The sequence below is a fragment of the Pseudomonas sp. S1_G07 genome, from assembly GCF_054668565.1.
Map to the genome: position 1 here is coordinate 5,419,413 of NZ_CP162778.1, position 25,498 is coordinate 5,444,910.

A 25,498-nucleotide genomic window follows, 5' to 3' on the forward strand; every position below is an offset into this window, starting at 1 on the left:
GCTGCCTCAGTAGACGCCGATTGGCGCCTACAAAAGAGCAAAGCGTAGTCAGCTTAGTTCAATGCGATCGGCATGAATCACGATCTGGCCCTGCTTGTACAACGCACCAATGGCCTTCTTGAAGTTGCCTTTGCTCACCCCGAACAAGTTACTGATCAGTGCCGGGTCGCTTTTATCGCTGACCGGCAAGGTGCCGTTGTTTTCGCGCAACTTGGCGAGGATCTTCGAGTTGAGGCTGGAAGCAGCTTCCTGGCCGACCGGCTGCAGGCTCAGGCTGATGTTGCCATCGGCGCGGATTTCTTTGATAAAGCCCTTTTCTTCCTTGCCCGGGCGCAGGAACTTGAACACTTCGTTCTTGTGGATCAGGCCCCAGTGCTTGTTGTTGATGATCGCCTTGAAGCCCATATCGGTGGCTTCGGCGACCAGCAGGTCGACTTCCTGGCCCACTTGGTAGTTGGCCGGGGTTTTGTCCAGGTAGCGGTCAAGGCGCGCGGTCGCGGTGATACGCTTGGTGTGCTTGTCGAGATAGACGTGCACCACGCAGTATTCACCGGCGGTCATCTGACGTTTTTCTTCCGAATACGGCAGCAACAGATCCTTTGGCAAACCCCAATCAAGGAATACGCCGATGCTGTTGACTTCCACCACTTTCAAACTGGCAAATTCGCCAACTTGAACTTTGGGTTTTTCGGTGGTGGCGATAAGTTTGTCATCGCTGTCCAGATAGATGAAAACGTTAAGCCAGTCTTCATCTTCACTGGGAATATCTTTTGGGATATACCGATTAGGCAAAAGGATTTCTCCATCTTGCGCACCATCGAGGTACAAACCGAAGTGAGTGTGTTTAACCACTTGTAAGCTGTTGTAGCGCCCGACTAGAGCCATTTCCAATACCCTCATTGCGTGGGCGGCATTCTACCCGAGTTGCGCCCGGCACGCGCGCGCGCCTGAAAAATCCGGGCGGGCATGGCGTTCCAATGGCCTAGCCCCGCTCGTCTGATCAATCGGCTGAATTTCGTCACGTAGCCAACTGCCCATTCGCCCATGGTTTTGAGCTAAAACAGGTAGTTAGGGGTTTATTTCAATAATGAATGTTGCCCATTTGCTGGCCCGGTACTTATTCCGCTGGGATATTTACCAAGCAATTGTCAAGTATTTCCTGTACGATGCCTGGCCAAGTTAATTTTCTACAGGTTAGTGGCCGCCATGCGCGTAAAAGCATCCAACAGCAAAGCAAAGCCAGCTCCCGCCGTTGAAACCAGCGAATCGATCAACAACCAGATCGCGGCATTCCTCAAGTCCGGCGGCGAAATTCAGCAGATTGCCAAGGGCGTGAGCGGCCAGACTTTCGGCCCGTCCAAGCAGATCAGCCTGGGCAAAAAGTAAAACCCGCACGCGACACCTGGTCCCTAAGCGTCTTGCCCTCAAGGCGCTAGGACTAGAGCCCGAAATACCCTCCCGACATAATCAATATCGTGCTAATCGACGAACGGGCCTCAGCGCCGAGCATTCGCCGGTATCCTTGCACGCTTCTAGAACGGGCATCGGCTCGATTTTCCTCATTACTGCTCCTCGCTTTTCATGGAGTGAAGCATGCTCAAACCCTGTATTTTCCTGGTCGGCGCCTTAGTGGCTTGCCCCCTCGCCGAAGCGCAGATTTTCCAGCGCGAATTGGGCGACTTCGACCTGAAACTGGGTACAACACCCAGCCGCAGCATGGCCCAGGGCCTGGTCAAGCCGACTTCACCCGGTAGCGACTCGTTTCATGGTGGCCTGGACCTCAGCCACGCCAGCGGCCTGTATCTCGGCCAATTTTCACCGAATATGGGCCTGTCCTCGGCCAGCACCCTCGAAGTCGATTCCTACCTGGGGTTCAAGCACCCCTTCGATCAGACCCTGGGCTACGAAGTGGGCTTGATCCATTACAGCTACCCCAAGCTCAGCCCCCTCGACAGCCAGGAGTTCTACGGTGGCCTGAACCTGCTGGGCAATCGCTTCGGCGTATCGTTCAGCAACGACCCGGACCGCCAGGACAGCACGCTGTTCGCCGACCTCGGCGGCACACAACCCTTCGGCGTCGGCGTGAGCATGAAGTACACCGCTCACCAGTTGGGCACGCCGGCCTCGGTAGACGGCCGCACCATCAGCACCTTCAGCGACTGGTCGGTGCAATTCTCCCGCGCCTGGAACGGAATCGACCTGGACCTGATCTACAGCGACTCCAGCCTCAGCGGCAGCGATTGCTCGGCCTACTCCGGACACAATTCGCAATGCGACGGCCTGTTGACCTTGAAGGCCGTGCGATCGTTTTATTGATGGGCTGAACTGTCGCGCCCCACGTGGGTTCACATGCATTAACCTCCCTGTGCAAGGACACGCCCATGCTGCGTCGGCTCAAACTGCTGGTGGTACTGCTGACCGTGAGCCTGGTGCTCGCCGGCTGCAATCGCGTGGGCCTGGCCTATCGCAACCTGGACGTGATCATCCCCTGGACCCTCAACGACTACCTGGACATGAACGCCGGGCAAAAGAGCTGGTTCAACGACAAGCTCAAGGAACACCTGGCCTGGCATTGCACCACGCAACTGCCGGGTTACCTGGATTGGCTGGACCGCCTGCAACAGATGGTCAACGACCACCAGGTCAGCGACGGCGCGCTGCAAAGCCGTACCGAGGAAGCCAAACAGGCCGTCGCGGACGTCGCCCGCGAAATCACACCGTCAGCCATCGAATTGCTCCAGGGGCTGGATGATCAGCAAGTCCGGGAAATGAACGACGCCCTGGCCAAGCACTTGCGCAAACGCCAGGACGAGTACCTCAAGCCGCCACTGGCCCAGCAGATCAAAGAGCGCGCCGAGCGCATGCACAAACGCCTGGAAGCCTGGATGGGTCCACTGAGCGCCAGCCAACAGAACCGGGTGAATGCCTGGTCCGTCGACCTGGGTGAACAGAACCAGGCATGGCTCGGCAACCGCGCCCGCTGGCAGGCGCAATTTATCGACGCCGTGCAACAACGCCATAGCGCTGACTTCCCACAGCAGATGCAGCAATTACTGGTAGACCGCGAAAGCCTGTGGCCCCCGGAATATCGTGCTGCGTATGCCCAGACCGAAACCGCCGCACGCAGCCTCATAGTTGACGTGATGGCCGAAAGCACGGCGCAACAACGTCAGAAGTTGACGAAAAAGATCGATGGCGTGCGCAGCGACTTCAAAGCCCTCAAATGCCTCAAGGCCGCCACTAACTGAAACACCGAATGTCAGCTTCCCCCGGCAATGGCAGCCTTGGACGCCACCTCATCAAAGGTCGCCGGGTCCAGCGCATCGTCCTGCTCATCCATGACCTGGCGCGGGTGTTCACTGCCGGGAATGGAGCTATCAAGCAGCGACAGCAGACTTGCACCACGCGGGGTCAAGATGAAATTTTCGCCGTTACCGCCCTCTTCCTCGGGCCGAGATTCAATAAAACCGCGCTTGAACAACAGTGCCTCGTAATCGGCGGCGGTCTTTTTCAATGCATCCAGATTACCCGTGGACTCGCCCGCCGTGGCCTTCTCGGCGGCTTCCTGTTCAGCATATTTGCGCGGAGCGAAGCTGCCTTCACCGTTCTGCACTTCATGCAACAGCCGTTCGATCAAATCCCAGTTGTAAGTGGTCATCCTGATTCCTCCCGCGGGCATGGAAAAGTAGCCCGTCAAAGGAAGTGACATACCCCGTCATCCACCGTTCAGCCGAACAGACGAGCGTCACTTCTATGAACTTTCCAGGCATTCGCTCCCTCCACTGAGTATCACCGCCAAGGAGGTCCGATCATGAACACCCTGAAAAACCTGGCCATCGCCGCCACCCTGCTCACGACCCTGCCCGCGTGGGCCTGCACCCCCGAGGAGGCTACCGCCAAGCGCGAGCAGTTGGCCCAGGAGGTAAGCAAGCTCACCGAACAGAACCCAACCAAGGCCAAGGAGATGAACGACGAATTGCAAAAGATGGACCTGGACACTGAAAGCGCGCAATTCCCCGACAAGTGCCAGTTGATCGATGCTCGTTTGAAAGAGCTGAAAGAAGCCGCCGCCAAAACCAAAAACTGAAGGCACAAAAAAACCGGATAACGTCCGGTTTTTTCACATCAGCCCAACGTCACTCGGCGGCTGGCGCTTCTGGCTTGCGGCGCTTGAGCGGGGCCATGCCGTCCTTGCTGACGAGCGACAGGTTGTCGGTCTTCGGGCGGTTGGCGATCTTGCGCTTGGTCGGCGACTTGGCGCCGACCTTCTTCTTGTCGCCCTTGGCGTCGGTCTTTTTCTTCTTCACGCCAACGGCCTTGCCGGATGCCTTGACCTTCTTCGGCCCGGTATAGGTGCCTTTGACTTCCTTGATGGTGCGGCGCTCGAACGACTGCTTGAGGTAGCGCTCGATGCTCGACATCAGGTTCCAGTCGCCGTGGCAGATCAGCGAGATGGCCAGGCCATCATTGCCGGCACGACCGGTACGGCCGATACGGTGTACATACTCATCACCGCTGCGGGGCATGTCGAAGTTGATCACCATGTCCAGGCCGTCCACGTCCAGGCCGCGCGCGGCGACGTCGGTGGCGACCAGGATCTTCACGCCGCCGGCCTTGAGGCGGTCGATGGCCAGCTTGCGGTCCTTCTGGTCTTTCTCGCCGTGCAGCACGAACGCCTTGTAGTCCTGGGCCACCAGGCGACCGTAGATGCGGTCGGCAGCGGCGCGGGTGTTGGTGAACACGATGGCCTTCTGATAGGTCTCGTTGGCCAACAGCCAATTGAGGATCTGTTCCTTGTGCACGTTGTGGTCGGCGGTCACGATCTGCTGGCGCGTGGTCGCGTTCAGGTCGCTGACGTTGTTGACCTGCAGGTGCTCGGGGTTGTTCAGCACCTTGGCAACCATGTCGCGCAGGGTCGAACCGCCGGTGGTGGCGGAGAACAGCATGGTCTGCTGGCGGTTCACGCACTCGCCGACCAGGCGCTGTACGTCGTCGGCAAAACCCATGTCGAGCATACGGTCGGCTTCGTCCAGCACCAGCACTTCGACTTCCTTGAGATCAAGGTTGCCGGCGTTGAGTTGCTCGATCATGCGGCCCGGGGTGCCGATGAGGATGTCCGGCACCTTGCGCAACATGGCCGCCTGGACCTTGAAGTCTTCGCCGCCGGTGATAATGCCGGACTTGATGAAAGTGAACTGCGAAAAGCGCTCGACTTCCTTCAGGGTCTGCTGGGCCAGCTCGCGGGTCGGTAGCAGGATCAGGGTCTTGATGCTGACGCGGACCTTGGCCGGGCCAATCAGACGATTCAGGACCGGCAGGACGAAAGCGGCGGTCTTGCCGCTGCCGGTTTGCGCTGTCACCCGCAGGTCACGCCCTTCGAGCGCGAGCGGAATGGCCGCTGCCTGCACAGGCGTAGGCTCGACAAATTTAAGCTCGGCCACGGCTTTGAGCAGGCGTTCGTGCAGGGCGAATTGGGAAAACACGGGTGCTACCTCGAAGAAATACAAAATATCAGCTGCATAGGGTAACGGTTTCGGGCGTCCAAACCGAGTTTCTTTACGCGAACGGCGCGAATCAGCTGCTTTTTTGTTAAGGGTTTTTTCCACAACGTCAACTTTGTCGCACTTAAATGCTCTAATCGCCCCGTCTTGTCTTACAGAAGAATCGGTTTCATCCATGGATATCAAACAGCTCTGGCTCAACGTCCAAGACCTCTGGGGCGCTCTCGACCAACACCCGCTGCTGCATGCCAGCCTGGGCTTCCTGGTGTTGCTGGTGGTGGCCCTGCTGCTCGGACGGGTAGCGCGTTACCTCATCCTGCACGCGGTCAAACTACTCGGCCGCCAACCGTCGTTGCACTGGCTCAACGACCTGCGGCACAACAAAGTTTTTCACCGCCTGGCGCAGATGACGCCATCCCTGGTGATCCAGTTCGGCCTGTACCTGGTGCCGGACCTGAGCAAAACCGCGATCCTGTTTATCGGCAACGTAGCCCTGGCCATCTCCATTCTGTTCCTGGTGCTGGCGATCAGCGCCCTGCTCAATGCCCTGCTGGACATCTATGCGCGCACCGAACATGCACGCACCCGCTCGATCAAGGGCTACGTGCAGTTGGCGAAGATGGTGCTGTTCGTGTTTGGCGCGATCATCATCGTCGCCACCCTGATCGACCGTTCGCCATTACTGCTGCTGTCGGGCCTGGGTGCGATGTCGGCGGTGATCCTGTTGGTCTACAAGGACACCCTGCTGTCGTTCGTCGCCAGCGTGCAGTTGACCAGCAACGACATGCTGCGGGTCGGCGACTGGATCGAAATGCCCCAGGTCGGCGCCGACGGCGACGTGGTGGACATCACCCTGCACACGGTCAAGGTGCAGAATTTCGACAAGACCATCGTCTCGATCCCCACCTGGCGCCTGATGTCCGAGTCGTTCAAGAACTGGCGCGGCATGCAGGCCTCGGGTGGGCGCCGCATCAAGCGCAGCCTGTTTATCGACGCCAGCGGCGTGCGTTTCCTGCGCGATGACGAAGAAGTGCGCATGACCCAGGTGCACCTGCTCACCGACTACATCGGCCGCAAGCAGGCCGAGCTCAAGGCCTGGAACGAAGCCCAGGGCCATAGCGCGCAACTGTCGGCCAACCGCCGACGCATGACCAACCTTGGCACTTTTCGCGCCTATGCCCTGGCCTATCTGAATAGCCACCCGGACATCCAGCCGAACATGACCTGCATGGTGCGCCAGATGCAAACCACCGCCCAGGGCGTGCCGCTGGAGATCTACTGCTTTACCCGCACCACGGCATGGGCCGATTACGAGCGCATCCAGGGCGATATCTTCGATTACCTGCTGGCGGTGCTGCCGGAGTTTGGTTTGAGTTTGTATCAGCAGCCCAGTGGCAATGACTTGCGGGCGGGGATGTTGCCAGCGCTGATCGGGGCCAGCCATTTGCCAACCCCCGAAAGCTGCGCAGTTTAAGCCACGCCACGGTTGGGCGACTTGACGCCCAACCGACTGATCCACACCGCCGCCAGAATCACCAACCCACCCAATGCCAATCGGCCCAGCGGCTCGTGCTGGTTCCAGATCAGCAGGTTCAGCAGCAAGCCGACCGGCACATGCAGGTTGTTCATCACCGCCAGGGTACCGCCCTGGACCAGGCAGGCGCCCTTGTTCCACCAATACATGCCCAGTGCCGTGCTGACCAGCCCGAGAAACACCAACACCCCCCACTGCAGCGGCGCTTCGGGCAGGAAGTCGGACTTGCCGAACAACAGGAACGCCGGCAACACCACCAGCAAGGCGCCGAGGTAGAAGTACCCGAAGCGGCGGTAGTGCGGCAGGTCACTTGGATAGCGCGCCACCAGGTGCTTGTACATCACCTGCCCGGCGGCATAGGTGAAGTTGGCCAATTGCAGCAGCAAGAACCCCATCAGAAAGTGCGGGGTGATCTGGTCGAAACGAATCACTGCCGCGCCCGCCACCGCCACCAGCGCAGCAAGCAGCGCCCAGGGGTTGAAGCGACGGTTGAGGGCATCTTCGATAAGGGTTACGTGCAAAGGCGTAAGGATGGTGAACAGCAGCACCTCGGGCACCGTGAGCACGCGAAAACTCAGGTAAAGGCACACATAGGTCACGCCAAACTGCAGCGCACCGATCAGCAGCATGCCACGCATGAAGGCCGGCTCTACCGAACGCCAGCGAGTCAGGGGGATAAACACCAGCCCGGCCAGCACCACACGCACCAGCACCGCGAAGTAACTGTCGACGTGACCGGCGAGGTATTCGCCGATCAAGCTGAAGGAAAATGCCTGAATCAGGGTGACAACCAGTAGATAGCCCATGCGCGCCTCGTTTCGAATGGGCGGGACATTAAAGGTTTTCAGCGGTTGACGAAACTCGGCGCAAAAAAAAACCCGACCTCGCTAAAAGCGTCAGTCGGGCAGGAGCACTCAGGAGCAAAAAGTGCAAAGGGAGGTTCGTTCGCGTACTTGAAGGGTCTGCGTGGGACGATATAAACATCGCCCGATTATCTGACGATTAAAGGATCAGGCCACCTGCGCCAACAAGGCCTTGGCGTGGTTAATGCCCTTCTCCTGGAAGTCCCCGCTCAAATTCACCCCTTCGGCGTGAATGAAGGTGACGTCATGAATCCCGATAAAGGCCATGACCTGGCGCAGGTAGGGTTCCTGGTGATCGGAGCTGGCGCCGGTGTGGATGCCGCCGCGAGCAGTGAGCACGATGGCACGCTTGCCGGTCAGCAGCCCCTGGGGGCCGGTGGCGGTGTACTTGAACGTCACGCCCGCCCGCAACACGTGGTCCAGCCAGGCTTTGAGGGTGCTGGGAATGGCGAAGTTGTACATCGGCGCGGCCATCACCAGCACGTCGGCGGCCACCAGTTCGTCGGTCAATTCGTTGGAGCGGTCGAGGCTGGCCTGCTCGCTGCCATTGCGCTGATCCGCCGGTTTCATCCAGCCGCCGAGCAAGTTGGCGTCCAGGTGCGGAACCGGATTGAGGGCCACGTCACGTACGGTGATCTCATCCGCCGGGTGGGCGGCCTGCCATTGGCTGATGAACTGCCGGGTCAGCTGGCGGGAGATAGAGTCTTGTTGGCGGGCGCTGCTTTCGATGATCAGAACGTTGGACATGGCTTCGTAGGCTCCGTCTGTAACTGCTGTAAGTCGATGCAGTGAAGAGTAGACAGAGCCAATTCGATTAAAAAGCGCAAAAAACTGCTATAACCCATCTAGAAATTTGTTGATAAGCGGAGTATTCCTGTCGGCATGCTCCGCTGCCGCTTTATTTCGGCGCGCACGTCAGCGCAATACGCATCTTGATAATGGCTCGGTTGAACTTGACCGTGGTGTTGGTGCTTTTGCCCGCCGGCACGGTGACCGTACGGCGACGCGGCGCTTCCGGGCCATTGGTGAAGACTACCGAGCACAAGGCATCGTGAGTGCCGTAGTTGTTTAGTTGGATCGAGCTGATGTCGCCGTCCACATCGGAGGCGGTGTAGTCCACGCTCACGCCGTCGATCTTTTTAGTCACGTCGATGGGGTAGGCAAACACGCTCATTGGCAGCAGCGCCAGCAACACACAACAGAATTTTCTCATTCGGCAGTCTCCAATAAGGACTGCCAGCTTAGGACAAGAGGAACCCATCTTGAAAGCGCCCCGCGTTACCCTCGATCAATGGCGTACGCTGCAAGCCGTGGTCGACCATGGCGGCTTCGCCCAGGCGGCCGAAGCGCTGCACCGTTCGCAGTCCTCGGTGAGCTACACCGTGGCCCGCATGCAAGACCAGCTTGGCGTGCCGCTGCTGCGCATCGACGGGCGCAAGGCGGTACTCACCGACGCCGGTGAGGTGCTGCTGCGCCGCTCCCGGCAGCTGGTGAAAAACGCCAGCCAGCTGGAAGACCTCGCCCACCATATGGAGCAGGGCTGGGAAGCCGAAGTGCGGCTGGTGGTCGACGCCGCCTACCCCAATGCACGCCTGGTGCGCGCCCTCAGCGCCTTTATGCCGCAGAGCCGCGGTTGCCGCGTGCGCTTGCGCGAGGAGGTGCTGTCGGGCGTCGAAGAGCTGTTGATCGAAGGCGTGGCCGACCTGGCGATCTGCGGTTTCAGCATCCCCGGCTACCTGGGTACGGAAATGAGCGATGTGGAATTTATCGCCGTGGCCCATCCCGAACACCCGTTGCACCGCATGAATCGCGTGCTGAACTTCCAGGACCTGGAAAGCCAGATGCAAGTGGTGATCCGCGACTCCGGCCGCCAGCAGCCGCGCGACGTGGGCTGGCTCGGCGCCGAGCAGCGCTGGACGGTCGGCAGCCTGGCCACCGCCGCCGCCTTCGTCGGCAGCGGCCTGGGCTTTACCTGGTTGCCCCGGCACATGATCGAACGTGAACTGACCGAGGGCCTGCTCAAGCAGCTACCCTTGGAACAGGGCGGCAGCCGCCACCCCACGTTCTACCTGTATTCAAACAAGGACAAACCCTTGGGGCCGGCGACGCAGATCCTCGTGGAATTGCTGCGCACCTTTGATACCGCCCCGCTGGACGCGCCTTTCGCCGCTCCCCGGCAAGCCTGAAACGGAGTTCATGCATGGCCTGGTTCGACCATGAAGGCTGCAACCTGCATTACCAGGAATACGGCCACGGCACCCCGCTGATCCTGATCCATGGCCTGGGCTCCAGCAGCCAGGACTGGGAACTGCAGGTGCCGGTGCTGGCCGCGCATTACCGCCTGATCGTGATGGATGTGCGCGGTCATAGGCGCTCCGACAAACCGCGCGAGCGCTACAGCATCGAAGGGTTCACCCGCGACCTGAAAGCACTGATCGACCATCTGGACCTGCCGCCCGCCCATGTGGTGGGCCTGTCCATGGGCGGCATGATCGCCTTCCAGCTGGCGGTGGACGAACCCGGCCTGCTCAGGAGCCTGTGCATCGTCAACAGCGCCCCCGAGGTCAAGGTGCGCAGTGCCGATGACTATTGGCAGTGGGCCAAGCGCTGGACCCTGGCCCGCGTGCTCAGCCTGAGCACCATCGGCAAAGCCCTGGGTGACCGGCTGTTTCCCAAACCGGAGCAGGCCGACCTGCGCCGCAAGATGGCCGAACGCTGGGCAAAAAACGACAAACGTGCTTATCTCGCCAGCTTCGATGCGATTGTGGGCTGGGGCGTGCAGGAACAACTGTCCAGAATCACCTGTCCTACCCTGGTCATCAGCGCCGACCACGACTACACCCCCGTGGCGCAGAAAGAAATCTATGTAAAACTGCTGCCCGATGCGCGACTGACGGTGATCGAGGATTCCCGCCACGCCACGCCCTTGGATCAACCCGCCGTCTTTAATGCCACCCTGCTCGATTTTCTAAAGACCGTCGACACCACTACCAGGATCACTGACCCATGCTGAAAAAAATCGCCTTCTTTGCCGGTTCCGTATTGTTTGCTGCCAACCTGATGGCGGCCGAGCCCGTCAAGGCACCCCATGTGCTGATCACGACCACCAAAGGCAAGATTGAAATCGAACTGGATCCGGTCAAGGCGCCGATCAGTACCAAGAATTTCCTGGCCTATGTCGACAAAGGCTTCTACACCAACACGATTTTCCACCGTGTGATCCCGGGCTTCATGGTCCAGGGCGGTGGGTTCACCCAGCAGATGTCGCAAAAGCCGACCGAAGCACCGATCAAGAACGAAGCCAGTAATGGCCTGCACAACGTGCGCGGCACGCTGTCGATGGCGCGCACCTCGAACCCGGATTCGGCCACCAGCCAATTCTTCATCAACGTGGCTGACAATGCCTTCCTCGACCCAGGACGCGATGCCGGCTATGCGGTATTCGCCAAAGTGGTCAAGGGCATGGACGTGGTCGACATCATCGTCAAATCCAAGACCGACACCAAGCAAGGCATGCAGAACGTGCCCGTCGATCCTGTCCTGATCGAGTCGGTCAAACGCATCGACTGAGGTCTGCAGCAAGCTCCGCGCGCAGCCCACAAGGCCGCGCGCGCATTTGAAAGGAGAGCCCGCCCGGCGGGCGTCAACCCTAATGCTCTATCGTCGTTTCGAACAACTGATCGATATTTTCCGTGACGCGCCCAGCGCCGCCCCCCCGGATAAAGTCCTGCCCTTCTACCTCTACTACCTGCGCCAGGTGTGGCCGTGCTTTGCCGCGCTGCTGGTGGTGGGCCTGATCGGTGCGCTGATCGAAGTCGCCCTGTTCAGTTACCTGAGCCGCATCATCGACCTGGCCCAGGGCACACCGCCGGCCAACTTCTTCCAGGTGCACAGCACCGAGCTGATCTGGATGGCCGTGGTCGCCCTGTTGTTGCGCCCGATCTTCAGCGCCCTGCACGACCTGCTGGTGCACCAGACCATCAGCCCCGGCATGACCAGCCTGATCCGCTGGCAGAACCACAGCTACGTGCTCAAGCAGAGCCTGAATTTCTTCCAGAACGACTTCGCCGGGCGCATCGCCCAGCGCATCATGCAAACCGGCAACTCCCTGCGCGATTCCGCCGTGGCGGCAGTGGACGCGATCTGGCACGTGGCGATCTATGCGATCAGCTCCCTGGTGCTGTTCGCCGAGGCCGACTGGCGCCTGATGATCCCCCTGGTGACCTGGATCGTCTGCTACAGCCTGGCACTGCGCTACTTCGTACCACGGGTGAAAGAACGCTCGGTGATCTCTTCCGAAGCACGCTCCAAATTAATGGGACGTATCGTCGATGGCTACACCAACATCACCACCTTGAAGCTGTTCGCCCATACCCGATCCGAACAGGAATACGCCAAGGAAGCGATCATCGAGCAGACCGAAAAAACCCGGTTGGCCAGCCGCGTGGTCACCAGCATGGACGTGGTGATCACCACCATGAACGGCCTGCTGATCGTCACCACCACCGGCCTGGCCTTGTGGCTGTGGACCCATTCGTTGATTTCCGTGGGCGCGATTGCCCTGGCCACCGGCCTGGTGATCCGCATCGTCAACATGTCCGGCTGGATCATGTGGGTGGTCAACGGCATTTTCGAAAACATCGGCATGGTGCAGGACGGCCTCAAAACCATCGCCCAGCCATTGGCGGTAATCGACCGCGACAACGCCCCACGCCTGAACGTACACCGGGGCGAAGTGCGCTTTGAACAGGTGGATTTCCACTATGGCAAAAAGAGCGGGATCATTGGCGGCTTGAATCTTGAGATCAAGGCCGGGGAAAAGATCGGCCTGATCGGCCCGTCCGGTGCGGGCAAGTCGACCTTGGTCAACCTGCTGCTGCGCCTCTACGACCTGCAGGGCGGGCGCATCCTGATCGACGGCCAGAACATCGCCGAGGTGGCCCAGGAAACCCTGCGCGAACAGATCGGCATGATCACCCAGGACACTTCCCTGCTGCACCGTTCGATCCGCGAGAACCTGTTGTATGGCAAGCCGGACGCCAGCGACGAAGAACTCTGGGCGGCCATACGCAAGGCGCGCGCCGATGAGTTCATCCCGCTGCTGTCGGACGCCGAAGGGCGTACCGGGCTGGATGCCCATGTGGGTGAGCGCGGGGTGAAACTGTCGGGCGGGCAACGTCAGCGCATCGCCATCGCGCGCGTGCTGCTCAAGGATGCACCGATCCTGATCATGGACGAAGCCACCTCAGCCCTGGATTCGGAAGTGGAAGCGGCGATTCAGGAAAGCCTGGAAACCCTGATGCAAGGCAAGACAGTGATAGCGATTGCGCATCGCCTGTCGACCATCGCGCGGATGGACCGCCTGGTGGTGCTGGAAAAAGGCCAGATTGCCGAGAGCGGCAGCCACGCCGAGCTGCTGGCCCACAAGGGCTTGTATGCGCGGTTGTGGCAGCACCAGACCGGCGGGTTTGTCGGCATCGACTGACCCCCTGTCACTGTAGGAGCGAGGGGGACGCCTAGTTCTTGCTCGCGAAGAACCTCAACGCTAATACGGTAACCCTGGTTTAACGCGGCGCTTTCAGGTTTTTCGCGAGCAAGCTCGCTCCTACTTTTTTTCTGAAGCCATGCTGTAATCAGTGCAGTGCCCAGACGGGCGCTGAAGTAAATCTGCAGGGAGCATCACTGATTTACTGATTCGGTAGAGCGATCTATCAAGGACGTGCTGCATGTCTTTGTTCAAGCGTTCAGTCACAGAGGGGCTGGGTACGTTTTGGCTGGTGTTGGGCGGATGCGGGAGTGCGGTGTTGGCCGCAGCGTTTCCCGCCGTCGGGATCGGGTTGCTGGGTGTAGCCCTGGCGTTCGGGCTCACGGTACTGACCATGGCATTTGCCATCGGGCATATCAGCGGTTGCCACCTCAACCCGGCAGTATCGGTGGGGCTGGTCGTAGGCGGCCGATTTCCGGCCAGGGAGTTACCGGCGTACATCGTGGCCCAAGTCATTGGCGGCACGGTTGCCGCTGCGCTGTTGTACTTCATTGCCAGCGGCAAACCTGGGTTTGAACTGGCGTCGGGCCTGGCCTCCAACGGCTATGCCGAGCATTCGCCGGGCGGTTATTCAATGGCCGCGGGGCTGGTGTGTGAGCTGGTGATGACCGCCATGTTCGTGCTGATCATCCTCGGCGCCACCGACCCGCGCGCGCCCAAGGGCTTCGCCCCCATCGCCATCGGCCTGGCGCTGACCTTGATCCACCTGATCTCCATCCCCGTGACCAACACCTCGGTCAACCCGGCCCGCAGTACCGGCCCGGCATTGATCGTGGGCGGGTGGGCGATCCAGCAGTTGTGGATGTTCTGGCTCGCGCCGATCCTCGGGGCGGTGATCGGCGGGGTCACCTATCGATGGCTGGGCAAGGAAACGCCGGCCTGACGCAAACGGGGTCAGCCCTGCCGATAGGGCAGGGCCGTCCTCGCCTCTTCGGCATACGCCAGGATCCCCACCCGCTCGCGCTCCAGGAAATCCTCCACGGCCTTCTTCAGCCCCGGATGGCGCAGGTAGTGCCACGACCGCGTAATCACCGGCTCGAACCCTCGAATCAACTTGTGCTCGCCCTGGGCGCCAGCGTCGAAGCGTTGCAGGCCATGGGCGATGGCGTAGTCCATGCCCTGGTAGAAACAGGTTTCAAAATGCAGGCGATCGAACTCGGCCAGGCAGCCCCAGTAACGGCCGTAGAAGCTGTCACCACCGATCAGGCTGAAGGCCATGGCCACCGGGCGTGAGCCTTGCTTGGCCAGCACCACCCGGATGGCTTCGGGCATGCGTTCGGCCAGCAGGCTGAAAAACGCGCGGGTCAGGTACGGCGATTGGCGCCGTACCGCGTAGGTATTGGCGTAGCAGGCGTAGACAAAATCCCACTGTGCTTCGCTCAGTTGATCACCTTGCAGCCATTCGAAGTCGATGCCCTGCCCCGCCACCTGCTCGCGCTCCTTGCGCATCTGTTTGCGCTTGCGTGAACTCAGGGCGTCGAGAAAGTCCTGGAAGTCGCGGTAGCCACGGTTCTGCCAGTGAAACTGACAGCCCAGGCGCTGCAACCAGCCGGGCTGTTGGGCCACCGCTTCATCTGCCAGCGCATCGGTGAAGTTGATATGGGCGCTGGAAAGGCCTTCGATCTCCAGGTAGCCCGGCAGGCTTTTGAGCAATTGGAAAGCGTCGGCGGCGCTGCTCGCCAACACCCGCGGCCCGCTGACCGGACTGAAGGGCACGGCAGTGAGCAATTTAGGGTAGTAGTCGATACCCGCGCGCTCACAGGCATCCGCCCAGCCATGGTCGAACACATACTCGCCATAGGAGTGCCATTTGCGATAACCGGGCAGCGCCGCCACCAGGCGCTCACCCTCCCAATGCAGCAAATGCTCAGGCTGCCAGCCCGAATGCGGCCCAACACTGGCGCTGTCTTCCAGCGCGCTCAGGAATGCGTGGCGCACGAACGGCTGGGCCTGCGGCACCAGGGCATCCCAGGTCTGCGGGGCTATTTCAGACAAGTTTTGCAGGCGTTGCAACGGCATCGGCATCCTCACTACTTCAGGGCGTGACAGCCCCGCGAGTATCGCTTATCCCCGCCCCCGGCACACCTTCGAATCGCCGGACAAGGCTCTAGACCAATAGTTCCATTCTTAAATAATTTGTCATGTAGATGACATCGCATAGCCACCACCCCGTCATAAACGACCGCGATACTGACGCCTGTTTTTAGAGCGCCTGGTTCTAGCAGGTGGTTATTTTTCCGTCCGTCATCGGTCGGTTGTGTCCTGGATGGTTTGCCATCCCTCCTCACTTTCGGAGATTGATATGCGTCTTGCTTCCACTAAAACTGTGGCGGTCCTGTGCGGCGGCCTGTTACTGGCCCTGAGCATTCCGGCCAGCGCCGCAGTCGACGCTAAATTGCTCGACATGCTCAAGGCTAACGGCCAGATCACCGCTGCGCAGTACACCGAACTGCAAAACGAGTTGGCCAAAGACCAGAAAGAACAGCAGATCGCACGGCAAGCTCAACAAGAGACCAACGAACAGATCGCGGCCACCGCGAAAAAAACCAACGAGCTGAGCAGCTTCGATCAGAAGCTGGCCTGGGCGGCCAAGACTCAATTCAAGGGTGATGTGCGCTTCCGCCAGGAAACCATCAAGATCGATGGCGAACCCAACAACGGCGGGCGCGACAAGGACCGTCAGCGTATTCGTGCCCGTCTGGGCGCCTATACCGAGATCAACCCGCAAGTGGACACCGGCATTCGCATCGCCACCGGCGGCGGCGACGATGCCCGCTCCACCAACCAGGATCAGGATGGCTACTTCGACAAGAAGTCGATCTGGCTGGACCTGGGTTATATCGACTACCACCCGACCCAAATCAAGAACCTGCACGTGATCGGCGGCAAAATGCTGCAGCCGTGGGTAAGCATGGGCGACGTGATCTGGGATAGCGACATCAACCCTGAAGGCCTGGCCCTGACCTACAAATATCCGCTGGGTAGCAGCGCCGAACTGTTCGGCAGCCTCGGTAACTACAACCTCAAGGACAACGTGGACGGTGACGGCGTGCAGTTCCGTCACGACCTGCGCCTGACCTCCGGCCAATTGGGTTCGCGCTTCTCACTGACCGACAACCTCAAACTGACCGTGGGCGGCAGCGTCTACGCCTACCAGAACGATAAAGACAGCCGCTGCACCACGACCACCACACCGTGCGCACTGGCGGTCAACGGCAACTCGGCCAACGAAGAGTTCCGCTTGTACGAAGGCTTCAGCCAATTGGACATCGGCGGCCTGGCCGTACCGCTGTCGCTGTATGGCCAATACGTGAAGAACAACGACGCCTCCAACGACCAGGACACCGCCTGGTTGCTGGGCGCCAAATCCAAGGTCTTCGGTTTCAACCTGGACTACAACTACCGCGATACGCAACGTAACGCAGTGGTCGGCGCCTTCACCGATTCGGACTTCGCCAACGGCACCACCGGTTCGCGTGGTCACAAGCTCAAAGTGGGTTACGACATCGACAAGAACTTCGCCATCGGCGCCACCTACTTCCTGACCAAGGCGGACTTCGCCAGCCGTACCCAGAGTGACGCCAGCACCAACACCCTGCAGCTGGACGCAGAAGCCAAGTTTTAAAGAAGCAGCTTTGAGCGGCAAGTGGCAAGCTTCAAGGAGGAGCGCGTCATTTGCCGCTTTTTACTTGTAGCTTGCAGCTTGTAACTGCCTATTGATGCTTACGGCGCTCGGCCGCCAGTCGTTCAGCCAGGGCGTCAACATCGCTGACCGGCTCCTGCGGCATGATCTTCAGCGTCGCCTGCATCAGGCGCATCTGGCGAATGAACCGCCGGCAGTTAGGGCAGAACATCAAGTGATGACGCACCAGCAGGCGCTCGCGAAAGGTCAGTTGCCCATCGAGATAATCACTGGACCGTGCCACTTGTTCTTTACAGGTCAACATTCGCCCGTTTCCTCAAAATGCTCCACCGTGGCGAAGACTTTAAGCCGCGCTCGATGCAACAGCACACGGACATTGGAGAGCGAGAGCGTCAGAAGATTACAGATCTCGTCCAGCTCCAGGCCCTGGCGCTCGCGCAGTACCAGCACGCTGCTTTGCAACTCAGACAAACTGAGTAACGTATGTTCCAGGCATTTACGCAGCTCGTCTTCGGTCAGCAAGGCTTCCGGGGTGTCCTGGTGCCAGGCATACGGAGCGACGGCCCAATGCCCGTCGTCGGGCGTGAACCGGTCATCACCGATGGTGCCGTGGGGCGCGGGTAGATCGTCGAGCAACACTTCCCGACGATTCTGTTTGTAGCGACCCTTGGCGGCGTTGGCGGTGATGGTCAGCAGCCAGGTCTTGAGGCTGGAGCGCCCCTCGAACTTGCCCAGGTTGCGGACCACCGACAGCCAGGCGTCCTGTACCACTTCATCGGCATGCCGCTGGCCGGCGATCGCATAGGCCACCGCGCGCATGGCGCTCTGATAAGTGGTGACCAACTCCTTGTAGGCCCGCTGCTCACCCTTGAGCAACCGTTCAAGCAGGTGCGTGTCGTCCGCTGCTGCCATCGTCAACCTCAATCTTGCCTTGAAATACGGTCAATGTGGGAGCGGGCTTGCTCGCGAAGGGACCGTGCCAGCCACTGCATCCGGTGACTGGTCGATCGCTTTCGCGAGCAAGCCCGCTCCCCACAGTTGAGCACGTGCCAGCGTATTGTCAGCGCTTGCGCAGGATCACACTGCCGATCGAATAGCCCGCACCAAACGAACTGAGTACCGCGACGGCACCTTTGGGCAGATCATCCTGATAGGTGTGAAACGCAATCACCGAACCGGCCGAGCTGGTGTTGGCGTAAGTATCCAGAATTACCGGCGCCTCTTGCACCGTGGCTTCGCGGCCCAGCAGTTTCTTCACGATCAGGTGGTTCATGCTCAGGTTGGCCTGGTGCAACCAGAAGCGCTTCACATCGGCCACGTTCAACTGGTTTTCTTCCAGGTGCGCGCCGATCAGTTCGGCGACCATCGGGCAAACGTCGCGGAAGACTTTGCGGCCTTCCTGCACGAACAGCTTGTCCGGCGCGCCAATGCCTTCTTCCGCCGCGCGGTTGAGGAAGCCGAAGTTGTTGCGGATGTTGTTCGAGAACTTGGTCAGCAGCTTGGTGCTCACCACGTCGAACTGGTGTTCGGAGGTGGCCAGGTCGGCCCGCTCAAGGATCACGGCGGTGGCCGCGTCGCCAAAAATGAAATGGCTGTCGCGGTCGCGGAAGTTCAGGTGCCCGGTGCAGACCTCGGGGTTGACCATCAGGATCGCGCGGGCCTGGCCCAGTTGGATGCTGTTGGCGGCGTTCTGGATACCGAAGGTGGCCGACGAACACGCCACATTCATATCGAAACCAAACCCTTCGATCCCCAGGGCTTCCTGGACTTCGATGGCGATGGCCGGATAAGCGCGCTGCAGGTTGGAACAGGCGACGATCACGCCGTCGATGTCGGCAGCGGTCTTGCCAGCGCGTTGCAGGGCCTGCTCGGCGGCGCCGATGGCCATCTGGCAGAGCACCGACCATTGGTCATTGCTGCGCTCGGGCAGGCGCGGGGCCATGCGCTGCGGGTCGAGAATGCCGTCTTTGTCCATCACAAAGCGGCTCTTGATGCCCGATGCCTTTTCGATGAAGGCCGCGCTGGACTCGGTCAGCGCCTGCACGTCACCCCGCTCGATGGCAGCAGCGTTATCGCTGTTGAACTGATGCACGTAGGTATTGAAAGACTGCACCAGCTCTTCGTTGGAGATGCTGTTGGCCGGGGTATACAAGCCAGTGCCGCTGATGACGACGTTATGCACGGTCGTTCCTCTAAATCTGTCAGGCAGAAGATATTGGTACCGTCGTACCAAACTGTAAGCAGTCCGATTCCGCTCAGCGGACACCAAACTGGCAACGCTTTATTCCATCGCGCCGTGGCTGCACACCAGCCCATCACGACGATCCCGGCATTTATAACCGCGAAGTTTGCCACAAACCCAGGGATTTGGCGTCATACCCCGAACAAACACCTCTCACGGGTACACCATGAAGGTAGGAGGCAGCGATCTTCAGGCTTCGACCAGGCTCCACTGTTTGCTCAAACGTTTGTCGGAAATCGGCACCTTGGTACCCAACTGCTGGGCAAACAACGACACCCGATATTCCTCCAGCCACCAGCGATAGAGCTCAAGCTGTGGGTCGCGCTTGCCTTCCTGGGCGTGCTTGTTCACGCGGTTCTGGTACTGCGCCCACAACCCGCTGAGTTCGCCGCTCCACACCCGATCTTTTTGCACCTGGCCTGGCAACTTCTCCAGGCGCAGTTCGATGGCCTTGAGGTAACGCGGCAACTCCTTGAACCATTGCGCCGGCGTTTCCCGCACAAAACCTGGGTACACCAGGTTGCTCAACTGTTGCTTGATATCGTTCAAGGCCACGGCCTGGGCCAGGTCGATCTTGCCTTTGAAGCGCTTTTGCAGGCCGTGCCAGAGTTTCAGTACCTCCAGGGTCAAGCGCGCCAGGCGCTCGGCGTGTTCGGTCCAGCTGCCGCGCTTGCGCTCGGCAAGGGCCGCCAGACCCGCGCCATCCCGTGGCAGGCTGGCTTCGCCGTCGAGCACGCAGGTGTCGAGGCTGGCCAGCAGAATGTCTTCCACCAGCGCATCGATACGCCCCAGTTCGCGGTACATCAGGCCCAACTCGGTGAGACCCGGCAGTTTACCGCGCAGGAACTTCGCCGGTTCCGCCAGTTGCTGCATCAGCAAGCGCTGCAAGGCGCGGCGGTGCTGGAACTCGGCCTCGGCGGCGGTGGAGAAACGCCCTTCCTTGACCGTGCCGTTGTCTTCCACCAGCGCCGGATACACCGTCATCGACAGCCCGGCGATGTTTTGCTGGGTCTTTTCAGCCACCGCCGCGAAGACCTTGGCCTCCACCGGTTGCTGGCTTTTGGCGGTTTGCGGCACCGCCAGGGCGGCTTGGCTGGCCTCGGCAAAGCGGGCGGTCAGCTCGGCCAGGTCGCGGCCTTCGCCAAGGAACTTGCCCTGGCCATCGACCACTTCCAGGTTCATCTTCAAGTGGTTTTCCACCTGCTGCGCCGCTTCGGCCCAAGCCTCATCGCTGACCCGCGCGCCGGTCATGCGCAGCAATTCGCGGCCCAGCGCCTGGGGCAGCGAGCCCTGGCCGAACTCGATGCGTTGCAGCGCGGCCTTGACGAAATCCGGCACCGGCACAAAGTTCTTGCGCAGCGCCTTGGGCAGGTTGCGCACCAGGGCGATGCACTTGGCTTCGATTACCCCCGGCACCAGCCACTCCAGGCGCTCCGGCGGCAAGGCCGGCAGCAGCGGCGCCGGTACGCGCAGGGTCACGCCGTCGCGCGGGTGGTTGGGCTCGAAGTGGTAACTCAAGGCCAGGGCCAGGTCGCCCAGGTGCAGGGTGTCCGGGTAATGCGCGGCGGTGACTTCACTGGCTTCGCGGGCGAGCACGTCTTCCTCGTGCATGATCAGCAACTGCGGGTCTTTCTGGCTGTTGATCTTGTACCAGCTGTCGAAGGTCGCCGTCTGGTGGATCTCTGCCGGCAACCGCGCATCGTAGAAGGCATACAGGGTTTCTTCGTCGGCCAGGATATCGCGGCGGCGCGCCTTGGCTTCCAGTTCGTCGAGCTGCTCCAGCAGTTGCTGGTTGGCCGTGAGGCACTTGGCCCGCGATTGGATTTCGCCACGCACCAGACCTTCACGGATAAACAGCTCGCGCGACACCACCGGGTCGATCGGCCCGTAGTGCACCGGCCGGCGCCCGACCACAATCAACCCGAACAGGGTGATCTGTTCAAACGCCACCACTTGGCCGCGCTTCTTCTCCCAATGCGGTTCGAAGTGATTTTTCTTGATCAGGTGCCCGGCCAGCGGCTCGATCCAGTCGGCATCGATCTTCGCCACCATGCGCGCATACAGCTTGGTGGTTTCCACCAGCTCGGCGGCCATCAGCCACTGCGGGCGCTTTTTGCCGATGCCCGAGGACGGGTGAATCCAGAAGCGCCGCTGACGGGCGCCGAGGTAATCGCCGTCTTCGGTCTTCTGGCCGATCTGGCTGAGCAAACCGACCAGCACCGCCTTGTGCAGTTTCGGGTAATCGGCCGGCTCTTTGTTGAGGGTCAACTGCATGTCGCGGCAGATCAGGCTCAACTGGCGATGGGAATCCCGCCATTCGCGCAGGCGCAGGTAGTTGAGGAAGTGCTTGCGGCACCAGTTGCGCAGCGGGCTGGCGGTGAGCGCCTGGCGCTGCTCTTCAAAGCCGCGCCACAAATTGACCAACCCGGCGAAGTCCGAATCCGGGTCTTTCCACTGGGCGTGGGCCTGGTCGGCGGCCTGTTGACGCTCCGGCGGGCGCTCGCGGGGGTCCTGGATCGACATGGCACTGGCCACGATCAGGACTTCCTGCAAACTGCCGAGCTTGGCGGCTTCGAGCAGCATGCGGCCCATGCGCGGGTCCACCGGCAGGCGCGCCAGCTGACGACCCAACGGCGTGAGCTGGCTGTTGCGGTCCACCGCCGAGAGTTCTTGCAGCAGGTTGAAACCGTCGCTGATGGCCTTGCCATCCGGCGGCTCGATAAACGGGAAATCGGTGATTTCGCCCAGGCGCAGGTGCAGCATCTGCAGGATCACGGCGGCAAGGTTGGTGCGCAGGATCTCCGGGTCGGTAAATTCCGGGCGGCCGATAAAGTCTTCTTCGCTGTACAGGCGGATGCAGATGCCCGGCTCGACTCGACCGCAACGGCCTTTACGCTGGTTGGCGCTGGCCTGGGAGATCGCCTCGATGGGCAGTCGCTGCACCTTGGCGCGGTAGCTGTAGCGGCTGATGCGCGCGGTGCCGCTGTCGATCACATAGCGAATGCCCGGCACGGTCAGCGAGGTTTCCGCGACGTTGGTCGCCAGCACCACGCGCCGACCGGGGTGGGACTGGAAAATGCGTTGCTGCTCGGCCGGCGACAGGCGTGCATACAGCGGCAAAATTTCGGTGTGCTTGAGCTGGGCCTTGCGCAGCATGTCGGCGGCGTCCCGAATCTCGCGCTCGCCGGGCAAGAACACCAGCACATCGCCGGGGCTGCGTCGTTCGCTGCGCTCATAGGCGGCGATTTCATCGAGGGTAGCGAGGATCGCCTGGTCGACGGTCAGGTCGTCCTCAACACGGTTGCCCTCCTCGTCCTGCTCCAGGGTCAGCGGGCGGTACCAGGTGTCTACCGGAAACGTGCGGCCCGAGACCTCGACAATCGGCGCATCGTCGAAGTGCTTGGAGAAGCGCTCCAGGTCGATGGTTGCCGAGGTGATGATGACTTTCAGGTCCGGGCGGCGCGGCAGCAGGGTCTTGAGGTAACCCAGCAGGAAGTCGATGTTCAGGCTGCGTTCGTGGGCTTCGTCGACGATGATCGTGTCGTAGCGTTCCAGGTAGCGGTCGTTCTGGGTTTCCGCCAGCAGGATGCCATCGGTCATCAGCTTGATCAGGGTGTTGGCATCGCTCTGGTCCTCGAACCGTACCTGGTAACCGACCAGCGCGCCCAAGGGCGTGGCCAGTTCTTCGGCGACCCGGCTGGCGACACTGCGCGCGGCAATCCGGCGTGGCTGGGTGTGGCCGATCAAGCCGTATTGGCCGCGCCCGATTTCCAGGCAGATTTTCGGCAACTGCGTGGTTTTACCCGAGCCGGTTTCGCCGGCAATGATCAGCACCTGGTGCTTGAGCAGTGCCTCTTTGATTTCGTCGCGCTTGGCGGCGATCGGCAGGCTGTCGTCATAGCGAATCAGCGGCAGGCTGGCGCGCCGTGCCGTCACCTGGGCGCAGGACGCCTGCATGCGCGCCACCCACTGCGCCAGCTTCTCCTCATCGGGTTTCTTGCGCAGCTCAAGCAACTGCCGGCGCAAGCGGTGGCGGTCGGCGAGCATGGCGTGATCGAGGTTTTTGAGCAGTTGGTCGATAGCGGGCGCTTGGTCAGTCATCAGGTACTTACGAGGGCGTCTATTTATGCACGGCCCGCGATTGTGGCAGAAAAGCAGTGGCTAGCGGCAAGCTTCAAGCTGCAAGGAAGAGCAAAACCGCTTTTACTTGCAGCTTGTCGCTTACCGCTGCTCTTTTCTGCGATACGGGAATACATCGATCACCTTGCCGGCGCGAATCGCGTCCTGCAGGCCCTTCCAATAGTCGGCGTTGTACAACTCGCCGTGCAGCTCATCGAACAGCTTGCGCTGGCCGGCATCGGCGAACAGGAACGGTGGGAATTCTTCCGGGAACACGTCCAGCGGGCCGATGGAGTACCAGGGCTCGGAGGCCATTTCATCCTCGGGCGTGCGCGGTTCGGGGATGTGGCGGAAGTTGGCTTCGGTGAGAAAACAGATTTCGTCGTAGTCGTAGAACACCACACGGCCGTGACGGGTGACGCCGAAGTTTTTCAGCAGCATGTCACCGGGGAAGATATTCGCCGCCGCCAGTTGCTTGATCGCCAGGCCGTAGTCTTCCAGGGCTTCGCGCACCTGGGCGGCGTTGGCGTTGTCGAGGTAGAGATTGAGCGGGGTCATGCGCCGTTCGGTCCAGCAGTGGCGGATCAGCACCGTGTCGCCCTCCACTTCGACGGTGCCGGCGGCGACGTCCAGCAATTCGGCCAGGCACTCGGGCTCGAACTTGCTCAAGGGGAAACGAAAGTCGGCAAACTCCTGGGTATCAGCCATGCGCCCGACGCGGTCGACGCTTTTGACCAGACGGTACTTCTCGATCACCGTGGCGCGGTTGACGTTTTTCGAGGGTGAGAAGCGGTCCTTGATGATCTTGAACACCGTGTTGAAGCCCGGCAGGGTAAACACGCTCATGACCATGCCACGCACGCCGGGGGCCATGATGAATTGATCATCGGTGGTGGCCAGGTGGTTGATCAGCGCGCGATAGAACTCCGACTTGCCGTGCTTGTAGAACCCGATGGAGGTGTACAGCTCGGCAATGTGCTTGCCCGGCAGGATGCGCTTGAGAAAGCCGATGAATTCCGCCGGCACTGGCACATCCACCATGAAATACGAGCGAGTGAACGAAAAGATGATCGACACCTCGGCTTCGTCGGTGATCAGCGCATCGATCTGGATCCCCCGCCCTTCGCGGTGCAACAGGGGAATCACCAGCGGCCATTGTTCGTCGCGGGTATAGATGCGCCCGACGAGGTACGCGCCTTTGTTGCGATAGAGCACCGAGGAAAACAGCTCGACCTTGAGGTCCGGGTCCTTGCACACCCAGTCCGGCAGGTTTTCCCGCAGTTGAGCCTCCAGGCGGTGCAGGTCGGCCGCCAGGTCGGCGTAGGGCTCGCTGAAACGGTAGTCCGCGAATATCCGCGCGAGCATTTCAGGAATCTGACCCGCCGGCGTGTAAAGGCGGGTTTGCGCCGCCCGTGCCCGACGCAGGCTGGGCCGGGTGGTGTGGATGAACATGCAGCCATCGCTGATCAGGTCGTGACTGAACAGGCCGCAGAAGATCGAGTTGTACCAGGTTTCGGACAGCTCATCGTCGAAACGCAGGTCGATCAGGCCGATGTAGGCGCTTTTCACCAGGGGCCACAGGTCGATGTCGAGCAAATCCGCGTCATCGAAGCGAGTGTGCAGGGCTGTGGTCACCTCAATGACCTTTTCTTCATAGAGGTTGATCCGCGCCGCCGAGGCCGCCTGGCCCTGTTGCCATTGGGCCTTTTCGAACCGCTCGCGGGCGCCGTCGGTGATCTGGCGGAAGTGCTCGCGGTAATCGTCGAAGCCTTCGAGGATCGTGCGGGCAATGGCGAGAGCGGGTGTGGGCTGCGACATGCGGGAAACCTCGAACAGGCATCTGGAAGCCCAGAGCTTAGCCAGTGTGAGGGGGCAGGAGAAGGGTGATTTTTTCCGCAGGCTGATACAACCCTGCCCACTTCGTAGATTTATTTTCACTCCTTTTATTCGACCACTCGGTCAACAAACGTACCCCAACCTCAGCCTGCGTCCTCTCTACGCGCCTCTGACGCCGTGGCCTGGCAGGTTCAAGCAGGTAATCCGCGAGCCTT

The 25,498-nt window shown here is 60.6% G+C and carries 23 protein-coding genes; 11 read left to right on the forward strand and 12 right to left on the reverse strand.

Annotated elements, in window-relative coordinates; all coding sequences use genetic code 11:
* Nucleotides 1-48: 48 nt before the first annotated feature.
* Entirely contained in the window at nucleotides 49-885 is an 837-nt protein-coding gene (locus AB4O05_RS24655; protein ID WP_460134831.1) for a CvfB family protein, read from the reverse strand.
* Nucleotides 886-1,206: 321 nt separating this feature from the next.
* Between AB4O05_RS24655 and AB4O05_RS24660 the strand changes: the two genes are divergently transcribed.
* From AB4O05_RS24660 to AB4O05_RS24670, 3 genes are all read left to right on the forward strand, one after another.
* Nucleotides 1,207-1,386 (forward strand): hypothetical protein, encoded by a 180-nt coding sequence (locus AB4O05_RS24660; protein WP_017527541.1) that lies wholly within the window; start codon nucleotides 1,207-1,209, stop codon nucleotides 1,384-1,386.
* Nucleotides 1,387-1,593: 207 nt separating this feature from the next.
* A complete protein-coding gene (locus AB4O05_RS24665) occupies nucleotides 1,594-2,316 on the forward strand; it encodes a TorF family putative porin (RefSeq protein ID WP_460134830.1) in 723 nt (240 codons plus the stop codon).
* 65 nt (nucleotides 2,317-2,381) lie between these two features.
* A complete protein-coding gene (locus tag AB4O05_RS24670; RefSeq protein WP_460134829.1) occupies nucleotides 2,382-3,248 on the forward strand; it encodes a DUF6279 family lipoprotein in 867 nt (288 codons plus the stop codon).
* Nucleotides 3,249-3,259: 11 nt separating this feature from the next.
* On the opposite strand, the gene AB4O05_RS24675 is transcribed toward AB4O05_RS24670, so the two are convergent.
* Nucleotides 3,260-3,658, reverse strand: a complete 399-nt coding sequence (locus tag AB4O05_RS24675) for a transcriptional regulator (protein WP_460164812.1) — start codon at nucleotides 3,656-3,658, stop codon at nucleotides 3,260-3,262.
* Nucleotides 3,659-3,811: 153 nt separating this feature from the next.
* On the opposite strand from AB4O05_RS24675, the gene AB4O05_RS24680 reads away from it, so the two are divergent.
* Nucleotides 3,812-4,087 (forward strand): hypothetical protein, encoded by a 276-nt coding sequence (locus tag AB4O05_RS24680; protein ID WP_460134827.1) that lies wholly within the window; start codon nucleotides 3,812-3,814, stop codon nucleotides 4,085-4,087.
* Between the two features lie 49 nt (nucleotides 4,088-4,136).
* Here AB4O05_RS24680 and AB4O05_RS24685 read toward each other — a convergent pair whose 3' ends face one another.
* Entirely contained in the window at nucleotides 4,137-5,483 is a 1,347-nt protein-coding gene (locus AB4O05_RS24685) for a DEAD/DEAH box helicase (protein WP_460134826.1), read from the reverse strand.
* Between the two features lie 193 nt (nucleotides 5,484-5,676).
* Between AB4O05_RS24685 and AB4O05_RS24690 the strand changes: the two genes are divergently transcribed.
* Nucleotides 5,677-6,975 carry a mechanosensitive ion channel family protein gene (locus tag AB4O05_RS24690; protein WP_460164813.1) on the forward strand — a complete coding sequence of 433 codons (1,299 nt, stop codon included), beginning with the start codon at nucleotides 5,677-5,679 and terminating at the stop codon, nucleotides 6,973-6,975.
* Here the strand turns inward: AB4O05_RS24690 and AB4O05_RS24695 are convergent.
* From AB4O05_RS24695 to AB4O05_RS24705, 3 genes are all read right to left on the reverse strand, one after another.
* Entirely contained in the window at nucleotides 6,972-7,841 is an 870-nt protein-coding gene (locus AB4O05_RS24695) for a carboxylate/amino acid/amine transporter (protein ID WP_460137489.1), read from the reverse strand. The two genes, AB4O05_RS24690 and AB4O05_RS24695, sit on opposite strands and share 4 nt — an antisense overlap.
* Before the next feature lie 204 nt (nucleotides 7,842-8,045).
* Nucleotides 8,046-8,645 carry an FMN-dependent NADH-azoreductase gene (locus AB4O05_RS24700; protein WP_460134825.1) on the reverse strand — a complete coding sequence of 200 codons (600 nt, stop codon included), beginning with the start codon at nucleotides 8,643-8,645 and terminating at the stop codon, nucleotides 8,046-8,048.
* Between the two features lie 151 nt (nucleotides 8,646-8,796).
* A complete protein-coding gene (locus AB4O05_RS24705) occupies nucleotides 8,797-9,111 on the reverse strand; it encodes a 3-phosphoglycerate kinase (RefSeq protein WP_460134824.1) in 315 nt (104 codons plus the stop codon).
* Nucleotides 9,112-9,160: 49 nt separating this feature from the next.
* Here AB4O05_RS24705 and AB4O05_RS24710 point away from each other — a divergent pair, with 49 nt between their 5' ends.
* From AB4O05_RS24710 to aqpZ, 5 genes are all read left to right on the forward strand, one after another.
* On the forward strand, nucleotides 9,161-10,084 hold the full coding sequence (locus AB4O05_RS24710; protein WP_460134823.1) for a LysR family transcriptional regulator: 924 nt from the start codon (nucleotides 9,161-9,163) through the stop codon (nucleotides 10,082-10,084).
* 14 nt (nucleotides 10,085-10,098) lie between these two features.
* A complete protein-coding gene (locus AB4O05_RS24715) occupies nucleotides 10,099-10,911 on the forward strand; it encodes an alpha/beta fold hydrolase (protein WP_460134822.1) in 813 nt (270 codons plus the stop codon).
* Nucleotides 10,905-11,468: a peptidylprolyl isomerase gene (locus AB4O05_RS24720; protein ID WP_460134821.1), complete on the forward strand. Its 564-nt coding sequence runs from the start codon at nucleotides 10,905-10,907 to the stop codon at nucleotides 11,466-11,468. Before AB4O05_RS24715 ends, AB4O05_RS24720 begins: the two co-directional genes overlap by 7 nt.
* 82 nt (nucleotides 11,469-11,550) lie before the next feature.
* Nucleotides 11,551-13,383: an ABC transporter ATP-binding protein gene (locus AB4O05_RS24725; RefSeq protein ID WP_460134820.1), complete on the forward strand. Its 1,833-nt coding sequence runs from the start codon at nucleotides 11,551-11,553 to the stop codon at nucleotides 13,381-13,383.
* 241 nt (nucleotides 13,384-13,624) lie between these two features.
* Nucleotides 13,625-14,326, forward strand: a complete 702-nt coding sequence (gene aqpZ, locus AB4O05_RS24730; protein ID WP_460134819.1) for an aquaporin Z — start codon at nucleotides 13,625-13,627, stop codon at nucleotides 14,324-14,326.
* A gap of 11 nt (nucleotides 14,327-14,337) precedes the next feature.
* Here aqpZ and AB4O05_RS24735 read toward each other — a convergent pair whose 3' ends face one another.
* On the reverse strand, nucleotides 14,338-15,462 hold the full coding sequence (locus AB4O05_RS24735; RefSeq protein WP_460134818.1) for a GNAT family N-acetyltransferase: 1,125 nt from the start codon (nucleotides 15,460-15,462) through the stop codon (nucleotides 14,338-14,340).
* 283 nt (nucleotides 15,463-15,745) lie between these two features.
* On the opposite strand from AB4O05_RS24735, the gene AB4O05_RS24740 reads away from it, so the two are divergent.
* A complete protein-coding gene (locus AB4O05_RS24740) occupies nucleotides 15,746-17,068 on the forward strand; it encodes a putative porin (RefSeq protein WP_460134817.1) in 1,323 nt (440 codons plus the stop codon).
* Nucleotides 17,069-17,156: 88 nt separating this feature from the next.
* On the opposite strand, the gene AB4O05_RS24745 is transcribed toward AB4O05_RS24740, so the two are convergent.
* The 5 genes from AB4O05_RS24745 to aceK form a co-directional block, all read right to left on the reverse strand.
* Complete coding sequence (locus AB4O05_RS24745; protein ID WP_460134816.1) at nucleotides 17,157-17,390, reverse strand: anti-sigma factor family protein; 234 nt, start codon at nucleotides 17,388-17,390, stop codon at nucleotides 17,157-17,159.
* Nucleotides 17,384-17,998, reverse strand: coding sequence for an RNA polymerase sigma factor (locus AB4O05_RS24750; protein WP_460134815.1), 615 nt, complete (start codon nucleotides 17,996-17,998; stop codon nucleotides 17,384-17,386). Before AB4O05_RS24750 ends, AB4O05_RS24745 begins: the two co-directional genes overlap by 7 nt.
* A 148-nt stretch (nucleotides 17,999-18,146) precedes the next feature.
* A complete protein-coding gene (locus AB4O05_RS24755; RefSeq protein ID WP_460134814.1) occupies nucleotides 18,147-19,268 on the reverse strand; it encodes a beta-ketoacyl-ACP synthase III in 1,122 nt (373 codons plus the stop codon).
* Nucleotides 19,269-19,517: 249 nt separating this feature from the next.
* Nucleotides 19,518-23,429, reverse strand: coding sequence for an ATP-dependent RNA helicase HrpA (gene hrpA / locus AB4O05_RS24760; protein ID WP_460134813.1), 3,912 nt, complete (start codon nucleotides 23,427-23,429; stop codon nucleotides 19,518-19,520).
* Between the two features lie 120 nt (nucleotides 23,430-23,549).
* Entirely contained in the window at nucleotides 23,550-25,265 is a 1,716-nt protein-coding gene (gene aceK, locus AB4O05_RS24765; RefSeq protein ID WP_460134812.1) for a bifunctional isocitrate dehydrogenase kinase/phosphatase, read from the reverse strand.
* Between the last annotated feature and the right edge of the window lie 233 nt (nucleotides 25,266-25,498).